The organism is Cereibacter sp. Soil_C_27 (assembly GCF_057657095.1).
Genome location: NZ_JBDGJD010000009.1, coordinates 37,876 through 50,640, shown reverse-complemented (window position 1 = coordinate 50,640; position 12,765 = coordinate 37,876). Strand labels below are relative to the sequence as shown.

The window sequence follows — 12,765 nt, the reverse complement described above, 5'->3', positions numbered from 1 at the left end:
ACGAGCTGCCCCAAAGGCAGAGGATCGGGCCTTGTCGCACCTATGATCCATCCGGGCTAAGGTGAGCGGATCGCGGAGAACTATAGGCCGCAGCTCTCTGCGGCGCAGCGCCGCGTGGGGCGCCGGGGGGATATCCGCGCGCGGCACCCTGCGCGACAGCCTCCCGCATTGCCGCCCCTTCCGGCGCGTGGCATGGTGACGGCCATGACACCGGCGCTTCTCGAGGATATTCGCTTCGGCTACGGCCCCCTTGGCAGCCGTGGGCCAGAGCAGAACGGATTCGAGCCGGAGCGGCTGCTGGCGCAGCTCGACGGGCCGGACCCGGCGGGGCGCTGGAAGCGCCCGCCGCTTGCCGAACGACTGGCGCTGCGCGAGGCGCGGCGGGCCGAGAACCTCGCCCGGCGTGAGAACCGTGCCCTGCCCCGCCCCGCACGCGAGGAACTGGACCGGATGGCCGCCGCCGACCGGCAGGCCTGGGTCGGACGGGCGGCGACCTCCGAGCGGGGCTTTCGCGAGCGGCTCGTGAACCTGTGGTGCAATCGGCTGACCGTGGCGAGCGGGCGCGGCGATTTGCCCTTCCTCGTGCAGAGCTTCCGCGACGAGGCGATCCGCCCGCATGTGCGCGGCCGCTTCGCCGACATGCTGACGGCCTCGGTCTTCCATCCGGCGATGCTGATCTATCTCGACCAGCTGCGCTCGGTGGCGCCGGATTCGCGGATCGGACGGCGGCGCAGCCTCGGGCTGAACGAGAACCTCGCCCGCGAGCTGCTGGAGCTGCACAGCATGGGCGGGCGCGGCTATGACCAGGGCGACGTGACCGAACTTGCGCGGCTGCTGGCCGGGCTCAGCCTCGGGCCGGAGGGCGTGGACTTCGATCCGCTGAAGGCCGATCCGGGGCGCAAGACCATCCTCGGCCAGCGCTACGGCGAGGGGGCCGAGGAGATCCGCCGCCTGCTCGAGGATCTGGCGCTGCGCCCGGAGACCGGGGCGAGCGTGGCGCGGATGCTGGCCAGCCATTTCCTCTCCGACACCCCGCCCGCCGATCTGGTGGAGCGGATGACGCGGCGCTATCTGCGCAGCGGCGGCGAGCTGCGCGCGACCTACGCGGCGCTCCTGACCCATCCCGCCGCCGCCGACCCGGTGCTGCGGAAGATCCGCTCGCCGCATGACTACGTGACGGCGACGCTGCGGGCGCTCGATCTGACCGGGGCCGAGACCCTGCCCAAGGGAACCCGGCCCCTGCCCGAGATGCTGCGCGGCATGGGCCAGCCGATCTATTCCCCCGGCCAGCCCAACGGCTGGCCCGACACGGGCGACGACTGGCTGACCCCGCCGATGCTGGCCACACGGATCGACTGGGCGGTGAGCCTCGCGCGGCGCGGCGCGGAGAAGACCGACCCGCTGCTGCTCTCGGCGCGGGTGCTGGGCGATCTGGGCCAGCCCGCAACGCATCAGGCGGTGCGCCGGGCCGAACAACGCTGGGAGGGGGTGGCCGTGCTCTTCGCCTCGCCCGATTTCATGCGCCGCTAGAAAGGGCTCCTCCATGGCCGACCTCCTGCTCTCGCGCCGCGCCTTCCTCATCGGCTGCTCCGCCGCCGCGAGCCCGCTGCTGACCCCGATCAGCTTTGCCGCCGCCCCCGGCGAGAACCGGCTGGTGGTCATCGTGCTGCGCGGCGCGATGGACGGGCTCGACCTTCTGCGCCCCTTGGACGATCCGGCCTATCGCGCGCTGCGTCCCAAGCTTGCCGCCGATGCCGCGGCTTCGGTCGATCTGGGCGGGCGCTTCGCGCTGCATCCGGCGGCGGCGGGGCTCGTGCCGCTCTGGGAGAAGGGCGAGCTCGGCTTTGCCCATGCGGTGGCCACACCCTACCGCGACCGCAGCCATTTCGTCGGGCAGGATGTGCTGGAGAATGGCGCGGGTGACGGCGGCCTGACGCCGCGGCAGGACGGCTGGCTGAATCGGGCCCTGGCGCAGATTCCGGGCGCCACCGCCGAGACCGCGGTCTCGGTCGGGCTGGAGCGGATGCTGATCCTCGACGGGGCAACGCCCACCGGGCATTTCCTGCCGGTGCACGAGGCGGGGCTCTCATCGCAAGGGCAGGTGCTCCTGAGCGCGCTGCACGGGGAGGATCCGCAATTCGCCCCGGTCTTCGCCGGGGCGCAGCAGCTGGTCGAGGAGACGGCGGGCATGAAACGCGCTAAGGGGGTCGATGGCGGGGCCGAGCTCGGCGGCTATGTCGCCGGGCGGCTCCGGGACGAGGCGCGCATCGCCAGCTTCTCGCTCGGCGGCTGGGACACACATCAGGGGCAGGAGCGCCATTTCCCGGCCCGGCTCGACACGCTGGTTCAGGCGATCCTCGCGATCCGAGACGGGCTGGGGCCGCTCTGGGACAAGACGATGCTGCTGGCGATGACCGAATTCGGCCGCACCGCCGCCGAGAACGGCACCGGCGGCACCGATCACGGCACCGGCGGGGCGCTGGTGATGGCGGGCGGCGCGCTGCGCGGCGGCAAGGTGCATGGCCGCTGGCCGGGGCTGGCCGAGGCCGATCTGCTCGACCGGCGCGACCTGCGGCCCACCGGCGACGTGCGCGCCTATGCCGGCTGGGCGCTGCACGACCTCTTCGGGCTCGGCCTCTCCGAAATTGAAGGCGCAGTCTTTCCCGATCTCGAGATGGGCGCCTCGCCGCAACTGTTGCTCTGAAGTAGGCCTATTTTACCAAGCGGATATGAGCTGTTAACAACCTTGGCTCAAGAACGCCGAAAGCCAGAGCGGCAAAGCCCAAACTGCGCCCGTCAAGTCCCAAAGGAAGTGGGCCGTAATCAAGGTTTACCGATCTCATCCACTCAACAGAACGCTCGACCCGTGACGCGGCCTCTCTAACGGCATTGCGGCCATTTTCATCTAAAATGCGTAATGCCAAGCTGGATTCTGTGCGGCATATAGTGCGTATGGCAAGGCGAACAACCACTTTCAGATCCGGGCCGTTATATGGTTCTAAAGAGGTTTCTAAGTCACCAAGTTCTGCGACAATTTCTGACAATGGCGGCAAAATCTTATTGATCGGAAACATAACTCTAGGACAATCCCGCTCATCTTTCTGCAAGGTTCTCCAGCAAATTTTGTTCAAAACTGAGTTTAGGTCGCTGAGCATCCGACACCTGATTAATGCAATATGAGATGTGAATCTGTTCAGGCATCATATGATTATTATCTATCAAAGTTCCGCGTCTTGTTGTCACATGCCTTCTCAAGATGGGGTGTTTCACCTGCTCATATAGCCTGCCTGCTCAGACAGGGCATGATGACCTGTTCAAGCGTTTTTCTAGTAAGAACAGCTTAGCGGCAATGAAATGAGGGGTGGCCTGGCTACCAGGGCCGTGGGCTACAGACTTTGAGTGGCCGCCAGGGATTTCGTCAGATCGTCATAGGCACGCAGCGTGGCGATCAGTCCGGCCATCCGCTCGATGGGAATCATGTTTGGCCCATCCGAAGGCGCGTTGTCCGGATCCTCATGCGTCTCAATGAAGAGCGCGCTCACCCCCACTGCACAGGCGGCGCGCGCCAGCACCGGGGCAAATTCGCGCTGTCCACCCGAAGCACCGCCGAGGCCTCCCGGCTGCTGTACCGAATGAGTGGCATCGAAGACTACTGGCCAGCCAGTCGCAGCCATGGTTGGCAGGCCACGGAAATCGGTGACCAGTGTATTGTAGCCGAAGGAAGTGCCACGCTCGCAGAGCAGGATGTTGTGGTTTCCAGTCGAGGCTACTTTGGCTGCCACATTCGCCATGTCCCAAGGTGCCAGGAACTGGCCCTTCTTAATGTTCACCGCCCGCCCGGTCTCGCCCGCGGCGAGCAGGAGATCGGTTTGGCGTGAGAGGAAGGCCGGGATCTGTAGCACGTCGCAGACCTCGGCCGCCGGGGCGCAATGGCTTGACTCATGCACGTCAGTCAGCACCGGACAACCAAATTCCTCGCGGATCCGACCGAGGATCTCCAGACCATTCGCCATCCCGAGCCCGCGGGCGGTGCCCAGTGAGGAGCGGTTGGCCTTGTCGTAGCTTGCCTTGAAGACGAAGCGCGTGCCGGTGGGGGCGCAGGCCTCGGCGATCCGTTCGGCCATCATCCGCGCATGATCGAGGCTTTCCAGCTGGCAGGGCCCGGTGATCAGCATGATCGGATGGCTGCCACCAACCAAAATGTCGCCGATGTTCACGATAGTCTGTTGCATGTCGTCCTCCAATTATCTCTCTGACTACGCGATTCACAGTGGGGTTCAAGCCTGAATTGGCTTCCGAGAACAAGCCTTGGAGGAAACCGTGTCGCCTCAACAAGCAAGGAAACCATGCGACCACGCGGCTACCGCTATAGAGCAGCCCCGAGGAGAATTAGAATTCTGGACATGGGCTTGTCTCTCGCATGGCCCTCGAGAGAGCCGGTTCTGCGTTTAGGGTCGCCTCATTCTCTACCGCAGGTGGCGGTCCGAATCTGGCCAAATGCCGGTTAATTTATAAACAGAAAAACTGGAGTAACAATCCCACAGTTCCCCATCAGGCCGTCTCTATAAACTAACAACGCAGCAAGTTCGCTGCTGATGTTTATGGAGATGACAAATGACCAAAAAGCCTCACGCTGAAACCCGCCTCGCTCAGTTCCTTTCTAAGCGTGTTCTGGAGCTGCGCGCTAAAAAGTCCCAGATTGAAATTGCGAATGAGGCGGGCTTCATAAATCCGAACATGATTGCCATGATCAAGAACGGTTCCTCCAAACTTCCCTTAGACCGTGTGCCTGCACTGGCACGGGCACTTGATTGTGACGCTGCATATCTGCTGCGCCTCAGCTTGGAGCAGGCGATTGGCGACACTGCGGCTAGGGCAATTGTCGAAATCTTCGGCACGCCGGTCAGCGCCAATGAAGCAGGCTGGCTGCAGGAACTGCGCGAAGCAAGTGGCCATTCCGATCCTCGGATGACCTCGCGTGGTCGCGCTGCTATCCGGTCGGTATTCAGCAAATGATCAATTTGGATCGTCAGGTGGTAGAGGGGTTTCGGCTCCCCAGTAGCGCCCCCGTTACGGACAATGAGAAAGCTTGGATCGACCTGTTGCGCATGATTGTAGGTGATCGCGATCCCCCGCCGACCTACATGGCGGCCCGGGCTCTGCAAGAATGTCTTCACCATCCGACGTTCTGAAATGACTTAGGGAGCAATGGGGACAGGTCAGGATCGTCGTTCGTGGATTGCTCTTCTGTCTTCTTAGCGGTTCTTGTAACGAGATGTGCCAAGCGCTTCCTCGCAATGTGGGCTGGAGTAAGCGAACTTATTCCAGCCTTCGGGAGCCACCGCCTGCGATCGCCGAAGACTTGTTGTGACACAATCTCCGCGCATTTGCTGCCCGATGAGTGGAGGCGTTGGTTGGTGCCACTGCATCTAGGGTTATCAAATGGCCAAAGACCAGAAATAGTTTACATCGATGACCGGAAAGTTTACGTCGCAGCGCCATGATGTTTACCTTACACAAACGGTGGGAAACTTTTCCTAGCTAAAACCACTCATCATGAGGCGAAAAACCGTGAAAAAGTTTACCATATGTTTACCTTAAGTTTACATCAGAAACGCTGCAAAAAAAAATCGATGCCAGTATGCGAACGGCATGGGAGCGGCTCAAAGACCTTAGCTGTCCGGCGGCGCCAGGTGTAAGCCCCGTAAATAGAATAGGCCGAGGGTTTACAGCCTAGGATCGAAAATTTTGAAAGAACGTCAGCCTATGGCAGGTGGCGATTGAACTCAGAATCACTATAGTGAGTTGTTCGAAGCGATAGTCTGCGGAAGCGCGCGCCTGCACGTTTAACGCGCCGCTGCGACGGCCCTTAGCTCCCTTATGATATGCATGTTTTGCGGGCGGGCGGCAGAGCGAGTTGCCGCAAACCAGGTGCGTGGGCCATGTGCGCTGAGGGCATGGCATCGAAGAAGCTGGGCACGGACGTAATCCTGATCCTCCAGACGCCTGAGCGACAATCCATTTGATGAGTCCACGCTACGGGGTTCTCCCAGGCGCTCTCTGACGTCCATCAGCGGATGAAGGTCTGCTTTTGCTCATGCGTCAGCGTGCCGGGATTGACGATCTCTTCCAGAAGAGTGCTTTCGATGTGCCGAGTGGAGCCGGGAGCTCGTCAGGGGCGCAAGGGGAGGCATGCCGATCACCCATGCGGGTTACACCAACGCAAATCCAAAAGACCCCTGAGGCGCGCTCACAGCGCCGTGCGGGCACCTCTTCCGGCCGCAGCGCCTGGTCTCATTCCAGCCAGCCAAAGAGTCAGTCGATCAGGTCTTGCCACTGACGAGCGCCATGAAGAACGCGGACGATTTCCACATCTTCCCCCCCTTGCCGGTAGAGGACGAGATAACGCCCCGCCGGGAGCAGCCGTAGATCAGGCCGGATGTCGGCTCGCATCACACCCATGCCGGGCATGAGGGCGAGGTTTGCAAAACGCTCTTCGATGTCGTCCAGCCAGCGCTGTGCAGCCCGACCGTTGTCGAGGGCAATGTAGAAGGCTATCTCCCGCAGATCGTCCTCAGCTTTAGGCAGGATGCGGAAGGTCATCAGTCTGCGACCTGGGCCCTCAGATCCGCGCGTAGTCTTGCAAAGGTTGCTGGGCCATCCTGCGCAGCACCGCTGGCGATACCAAGATCCCACTGGCGCCGCAGCTCATCTACTGCCTGCCCGCGCTGTCTCTTGCGTAGCCGCCAGTCGCGCAAGGCTTCGCGCATGACCTCGCTCGCCGAAGCATATTCGCCGCTGCTGACCGCGTCCCGGAGAGCGGCGGCGAGCTCGGGTGTCAAAGCAACGCTTAGTTTTTCTACATGGGCCATGGGTGATCCTTTCTGGATCTTACAAAAGTAGGAAGAATTCCTACTAGTGGCAAGTCTGCCGTTGAGGACGAGGGAGTGCCAGTATGCAAGCGAGAGCAGGCAGAGCGGGCTCGATGAGGCGTGCAAGCAGGACCGGGATGCGAGTGCATAAATAAGGGTCCTGTGATGCCTCTGATCACCGGCTGCTATCTGTCTCGATCTGGGCCCAACCCAGCTACCTGAGGTGCGCCAGGCTGTACCACATCAGCGCTCTTCCTCCACTATTGCCTCAGAAAAACGCCTGGTCGACCATGCCAGTTCTTGAGAAAACTATAGAATACATCGGGTTATGAACAGAAATCTGCGTCTGCTTACAGAGGTCCTGATGATTGTCGGTGCATCACTTTGATCTGCTACTATATTTGAAAGTAGCTGTGAACACGCCCTCCCCAGCTGAATCAACGTGCTTGTCCCCCGGACTGCGCGTCCAATAAACATGTGCCTATATAGGAATGCAACATGACCAATATTGATGACTTGAGAGCCCGATTTGTCGCGGATGCAGCGTTAAAAAGCGCACGCGGATCGTCTACTTCTGCGGATAAGCGCGCGCCTAACTATAAGACGCCTTTCAATGACCTCCCTAGTAGTGCTCTGGAATCGATTGCAGAGAAGGCTAAACTTGACGAGTCTTTCAGCGCAGTTCTTGAAGACTTGTTGCTTTACGGATTTGAAGATGACCGTGACAAGCCTTTCTCTGCTTTTCTGAGAAAATGTGGCTCGATCGATGAAGTTCGGGAATGCTTGGCTGATTGGTCTAGACACCTTGGTGAAGTGACTAAGACTGTAGACGATCTTAGTAAGATGTTAGACGGTTATGGTGCGGCATATGCCACGATTGCGGTGCTGGAAGATAAGGTATCGGAAATGCCCCCCAATGTGCTTCTGGACCTCTTGGAAGAAGGGAAGGCGATTTTAGTGCAGAGCTTTGCACTCGGGCTTAGCGGACCCAAAACTTTGCCTGTTGATGTCGCGAAAGAGTACATCCGGAGCGCTCTCCGGCTCAAGGCTCTGCACTCTGACGCAGGCTGGGCAAGGCAAGCCATTTCGCAGCTCGCATAGAACATCTTAGGGGTCCCCGCAGCTTCGCATCGTAGAAAAGTGAGATCGTCACGTCCTATGATCTGTTGCTGCGGGATGCCTGCAACTTTTCTCAAATACGGAACCAATACAATGACTTTTTCGAACAAACTCGAGGTCCAGGCACCGCCCTCGGAGACTATGCAGCATGACCTTCAGCGCACGCGTGAATGGGAAGCACGCGATGACACCTACGCGCATAACGTTGAGATCATGTTCCCTATGGCCGTCCGGCGCAAGTTTGGCCTGGATGCGCTCGTCATCGACATCCGGGATATTCTCACGCTCTGCGCCAAGGATCGCGAAGGTGGGCAGGACCTCATCGACATCCGGGACGAGTTTTATCCGGACGAGCATACCTACGACGACGATGACGAGGATCTGAGCCGGCATGAGCTCGATGATGATCAGATGGAGTTCCTTCAGGCCGCGGCATCGTCGCTTCTCGAGGACGATCAGGTTGTGAGCCGTCCCGATAAGGGTGGTGATGCTCCGAACGCTGCGCTCGCAGGGCCCGACGAGGAAATGTCGGGCTACATCTGGGTTCATGAAGGGGACGAACCGCCCCGTGGCTGAGGGCGCATTTTAATAACAGCGCACGCAGGGCAAAACCCCTGAGCCGCTGCTTTCGCCAGCCACCGGGTTACAGTTCCTGCTAGCCGGTGTGCTAGGCCGCAGCGCTTGAACTTCCAAATTAAACCGCGTTGTCGCCCCGGGCTCTTCCGAGGGCTCTCTCCAACCGTTCCTAAGGACCAAACCATGACCGCTCATCATCCCGCTCTGTCTGCTGAACAGATCTCCGCTCTGGACAAAGCCGGTTCCTGGCTCAGGAGCAGCCGCAAAAACAAGAAGCAGGTGTTCAAACTCTTTGGTTACGCCGGCACCGGCAAGACCACGATCGCCAGGCATCTTGCCGAGGGCGTAAATGGTGACGTTTTATATGCAGCCTTCACCGGCAAAGCTGCGCTCATGCTGCAGAAGAACGGTTGCGCAGACGCCTCCACGATCCATCGCCTGATCTACAGCTTCGAAGAACAGCCGGATGGCTCTCAACGCTTTGTGCTCAATCCTGACAGCCCTGTTGCGAACGCTTCGCTTGTCATCGTCGACGAGGCCAGCATGGTAAGCGAAGAGCTCGCTCGGGACCTGCTCTCGTTTGGCAAGCCCGTCCTTGTTCTCGGCGATCCGGCACAGCTGCCTCCGCCGGGCTGCCCGGGCTACTTCGTTCAGGGCACGCCGGACGTGATGCTGACCGAGATCCATCGTCAGGCGCTCGACAACCCGGTGCTGAGGCTCGCGACCGCGGTGCGGAACGGCGCGTATTTGCAGATCGGTGACTATGGCGAAAGCCGCGTCCTCTCTCTGAGGGATGTGCAGATGGCAGACTACCTGGCGGCGGATCAGATCCTGACGGGGACCAATTCGCGGGCCGGGCGGTTGAATGATGATGTTCGTGAAGCTCTTGGACGCAGTAGTCCTCTGCCTTGCGTCGGTGACCGGCTTGTTTGCCTTCGCAACGACTATTCCAAGGTGATCGTCAATGGCGGGATGTTTGAGGTTCGGTTCGCAGACAAAGCGCGCCACGCACCTGGCTTGTTGAACCTGAAGCTGGCCAACCTCGATTTTCCGGATCTGCCGGAGTTCGTGGTGCGGGTGCCGGAGGAGTGTTTCAGCCTGGAGGGCGCTGGGACTACGATAACTGCGCGCCGGGACGTCCAGCTCTTCAACTATGGCTATGCCTTGACCGTACACAAGGCGCAGGGCAGCCAGTGGGACAACGTGCTGATCTTTGACGACGGTGACCGTTTCGCGAAAGACCGGCACAAGTGGGCCTATACCGCGCTTACTCGCGCCGCTGAGCGCGTGACGCTGGCAGTCTGACATAGGCGCCACCCAGGGGCAGAGAAGTTCATCCAGCGCTTCACTGTCCCTCGTTGCTGATCCCCCGGGGAGGGGACGAGGGGACTGTCCAAGGCGAGCCACGACTGGTCCACTTCGCGGTGAACCTGACAGTCGTAATCGTCCAGGGTGACGCATGGTTGCTGCACCTGAGCTGCACGTCACCGATGCGAAGCCCGACTTCATGCTGATGCATTGTGATGCTCGCGCTGCCGATGCACGTATATCATAGACCCTATGCAGTTGATCACGCTCCCTCGACCCCAACTTCTGCAACGCCGAGGAATGGCTGGGCGCTCATCCACACGGGACGCGGCGTAGAATTCTCTATGCCGTGGCAAGGTCCAGGGGCGTTGTCATCGTCATCTTCGGCGTGTGTATGGTCAGCGTGATCCAGGGCCGCCAGATCAGGGGGCGAGGAATGGCTCGTCATCCAGTGGGGAACGGGCGGGCGGTTCCATCTCCATGGTCGATGTCCTAGGGATTTCGAAGCAAGTCGATGGGGATGCGTACTGAGGGCGGCGTGTTCCGGGGACGAAAGCTCCCGTAGAGGTTTGCCGAAGTTCTCGCCCACATGCGCGTTGCACGGGGTTCCTGCGGGTGCGCGCTGACAACTAATTGTCCCAGATCAGGGTGGTTCGGTCAAGAATTTCTGGAAATCATCCACCGATGGCAGCGGGGTTCTGCCGGTATCGATACCGCTCAAGACGTCAGTAAATGCTTACCGATCATGAAGTCACAGTTGGGCCTTGGCCGTTCGCTCTAATGACTCTCCCACATGCTGCTCCCTCCTTTATGTCTCTCCTCTCTCCCTTCCTTCCTCCCCCACATCCTCCAGGACGGGATGCAGGTTCATGCTCCTACGCCTCCTTCATCACCTGCGTCTCCAGGAGAACGCCTTCCACTTCTTGGTCAGCGCATCGAAAGCGTCGCCGGCGCGCTCGTTGAACTCTGTCCAGGCAAGCCGATCGCCCGTGCTGCCCGTGCCGACCCGGTCTCGTTCATCTCCTCTTCTGCGCGCCTGCTTTGCCTCAAGTGCTGCCAGCGCCTTCATGAGGTCGAGCCCGTAGAGGCCGCGCGAGACGAACTCGTTCCAGAGAGGGCCGTGGCGGTCCTGATCTTCCGGAAATGTTGGCAACCAGAATGTGAGGTAGCGCTGGCGAACATCCCGGAACTTCAGCTTGGCTAGATCTTCAATTGAAGCCACGCCGAACTGCTGGCTCAGCCTGTCGTAGCCCGCGACCTCGACTTCGATCCGGGCACGGCGATCCTTCTCCGGCAGAACTACGGTTGTCCCCGCCGCTGCGTCTCTGTGGTCTTCCACTTTATGCTGGATTCGATACTGAAGGTTCTCGAGCTGCGCGCCGCGGTAGAGCGTGCCGTCCAGATAGAGCTGGTTGCCGACCTTGCCGTGGCGCAGCCGCTCTTGGACATGGGGCTCATGAACGGCATTGTCCGGAAATCGGCGAGGGGCTCTTTTGGGGCTGCTGAACAGAAAGTATGTGATACTTTTGCCACTAGCATCCGGGATCGGATACTGCTGCCGGGCATCTGCATGGTGGGTTTCGAACAACCCCGGGTCGACGTGCAGGTGACGTTGGAGCAGACCGACCATCTGCTCCCGGAGCTGGACGCGCTCCGAAGGATCCCAGCTCCCGCGCGGATAGACGTCCAGCGCCACCTCGAGCAGGAAGGGCCGAACCTCTGTCTCAATGCCGAAGGCTGCCTCGACCGCCGCCAGTGCAGCCGACACGCTGCCGGGCGTGGGATCCTGGAGAAGGACCGCGAAGATCCTGCCCGGCCCGAGGCTGTGATCGATGCCTGGTGGTAGAGCTATCACCCCGCGCCAGCCGATCTTCCCGTCCCCGGAAATCATGTCCTCCACATAGCTGGCGGATCCGGATCGCTGTATCTGCGCGCGAAGTCCGCTCCAGGACGTGGTCAGCCGCGTCGCAACGATCAGGATCATCCGGTCTATCAACGCATCGAAGCGGAAGTTGCCCTTGAGCGCTGTTGTCGGCGTGAGGGCCAGTTTCCCGACGAGTCTGGCCTGGGGTCTAGCGAAGGTGCCGGTCGAACTTTTTCCGGCTGTAAAGAGATCGTAGCCGAGGGTGGATCGGGGCAGGGATGCGCCCGCCGGGCCTCTGTAGAACGCGCTACGGGCCGCGGACGTGTAGTCCAGTGGTAGGAGCAGGGCAGGATGCGTCATGCCCGCCCTGAGCCGCTCCGGAGGGCCTTCAGCGTGCGCTCCAAGTGGGGCGAGCGAACCCGCCTCTTTGACGTGCCCGAGATTATCTTTGTCGTCGCCAGATCTGCGAGATAGGCCTCGAGATACCGGAACGCGGTTGCTATCCGCCGGCGAAAGTCGCTGGGGGCGGTAGCTTCGCCAAACATGATCGTCCAGCGCTTGCTCAGGTGGGTTCTCGTAAGACGCTCACTCGTATGGGCGGACGGTTTGGTCGACATCCCCCGCCAGGTCCTCTTCCTGTCGGCGTCGTGTAGCTCTGCAGCCGCAGCCGCAACCGTCCGGAGCACCGCGATGTCGTCAGGGTTCGATCCCGGCACCGGAGCAAGACCTGGCTTGCCATTCACCACCCACCTGCCGAAGCACAGGATTTCGAGATGGCTCGGAATACTGCCATCAACTCTGATATGGTCAGCGGCAGAAGAGGGACGAACTCTTCCTGCAACAGCGCCCCGCAGCTGGCGGACAACAAGAGCGTTCAGTCCTTCAATGAAAGCTTCAAGATCCAGGCAGATCCCGTCGGGTGGCAGCCGGCAATGCGGAAATCTCACAGCAATCCAAGCAGCACCCAGCCGGAGATTTTTCGCGGCGGGGTCGATAGCTGGGCCCAAGAAGAGTGGGTATGTCATC

General features: G+C 60.7%; 12 protein-coding genes. 6 read left to right on the top strand and 6 right to left on the bottom strand.

Translation table 11 applies throughout. The features are described 5' to 3' along the window. Window positions 1–204: 204 nt before the first annotated feature. Window positions 205–1,530 (top strand): DUF1800 domain-containing protein, encoded by a 1,326-nt coding sequence (locus tag AC3A5Z_RS22195; protein ID WP_487521451.1) that lies wholly within the window; start codon window positions 205–207, stop codon window positions 1,528–1,530. A 13-nt stretch (window positions 1,531–1,543) separates the two neighbouring features. After that, the gene (locus AC3A5Z_RS22190; RefSeq protein WP_487521450.1) at window positions 1,544–2,704 is read left to right on the top strand and encodes a DUF1501 domain-containing protein; all 1,161 of its coding nucleotides are present in this window, start codon (window positions 1,544–1,546) and stop codon (window positions 2,702–2,704) included. Between the two features lie 7 nt (window positions 2,705–2,711). Here AC3A5Z_RS22190 and AC3A5Z_RS22185 read toward each other — a convergent pair whose 3' ends face one another. After that, window positions 2,712–3,107, bottom strand: coding sequence for a hypothetical protein (locus tag AC3A5Z_RS22185; RefSeq protein ID WP_487521449.1), 396 nt, complete (start codon window positions 3,105–3,107; stop codon window positions 2,712–2,714). Window positions 3,108–3,386: 279 nt separating this feature from the next. Next, on the bottom strand, window positions 3,387–4,232 hold the full coding sequence (kdsA, locus tag AC3A5Z_RS22180) for a 3-deoxy-8-phosphooctulonate synthase (RefSeq protein WP_487521493.1): 846 nt from the start codon (window positions 4,230–4,232) through the stop codon (window positions 3,387–3,389). A 382-nt stretch (window positions 4,233–4,614) separates the two neighbouring features. Between kdsA and AC3A5Z_RS22175 the strand changes: the two genes are divergently transcribed. Beyond that, entirely contained in the window at window positions 4,615–5,016 is a 402-nt protein-coding gene (locus AC3A5Z_RS22175) for a helix-turn-helix domain-containing protein (protein WP_487521448.1), read from the top strand. 1,299 nt (window positions 5,017–6,315) lie between these two features. Here the strand turns inward: AC3A5Z_RS22175 and AC3A5Z_RS22170 are convergent. Together AC3A5Z_RS22170 and AC3A5Z_RS22165 are read right to left on the bottom strand one after the other, a co-directional pair. Next, complete coding sequence (locus tag AC3A5Z_RS22170; RefSeq protein ID WP_487521447.1) at window positions 6,316–6,603, bottom strand: type II toxin-antitoxin system RelE/ParE family toxin; 288 nt, start codon at window positions 6,601–6,603, stop codon at window positions 6,316–6,318. Then, a complete protein-coding gene (locus AC3A5Z_RS22165) occupies window positions 6,603–6,872 on the bottom strand; it encodes a ribbon-helix-helix domain-containing protein (protein WP_487521446.1) in 270 nt (89 codons plus the stop codon). The genes AC3A5Z_RS22170 and AC3A5Z_RS22165 overlap by 1 nt, the downstream gene beginning before the upstream one ends. A gap of 498 nt (window positions 6,873–7,370) precedes the next feature. Between AC3A5Z_RS22165 and AC3A5Z_RS22160 the strand changes: the two genes are divergently transcribed. The 3 genes from AC3A5Z_RS22160 (at window position 7,371) to AC3A5Z_RS22150 (ending at window position 9,872) form a co-directional block, all read left to right on the top strand. Beyond that, window positions 7,371–7,973, top strand: coding sequence for a hypothetical protein (locus AC3A5Z_RS22160; protein ID WP_487521445.1), 603 nt, complete (start codon window positions 7,371–7,373; stop codon window positions 7,971–7,973). Window positions 7,974–8,084: 111 nt separating this feature from the next. Continuing rightward, window positions 8,085–8,567, top strand: a complete 483-nt coding sequence (locus AC3A5Z_RS22155; protein WP_487521444.1) for a hypothetical protein — start codon at window positions 8,085–8,087, stop codon at window positions 8,565–8,567. A 183-nt stretch (window positions 8,568–8,750) separates the two neighbouring features. Next, the gene (locus AC3A5Z_RS22150; protein ID WP_487521443.1) at window positions 8,751–9,872 is read left to right on the top strand and encodes an ATP-dependent DNA helicase; all 1,122 of its coding nucleotides are present in this window, start codon (window positions 8,751–8,753) and stop codon (window positions 9,870–9,872) included. 892 nt (window positions 9,873–10,764) lie between these two features. Here AC3A5Z_RS22150 and AC3A5Z_RS22145 read toward each other — a convergent pair. Continuing rightward, window positions 10,765–12,099: a hypothetical protein gene (locus AC3A5Z_RS22145; protein WP_487521442.1), complete on the bottom strand. Its 1,335-nt coding sequence runs from the start codon at window positions 12,097–12,099 to the stop codon at window positions 10,765–10,767. Continuing rightward, window positions 12,096–12,764 (bottom strand): hypothetical protein, encoded by a 669-nt coding sequence (locus tag AC3A5Z_RS22140; RefSeq protein WP_487521441.1) that lies wholly within the window; start codon window positions 12,762–12,764, stop codon window positions 12,096–12,098. The genes AC3A5Z_RS22145 and AC3A5Z_RS22140 overlap by 4 nt, the downstream gene beginning before the upstream one ends. Window position 12,765 lies beyond the last annotated feature (1 nt).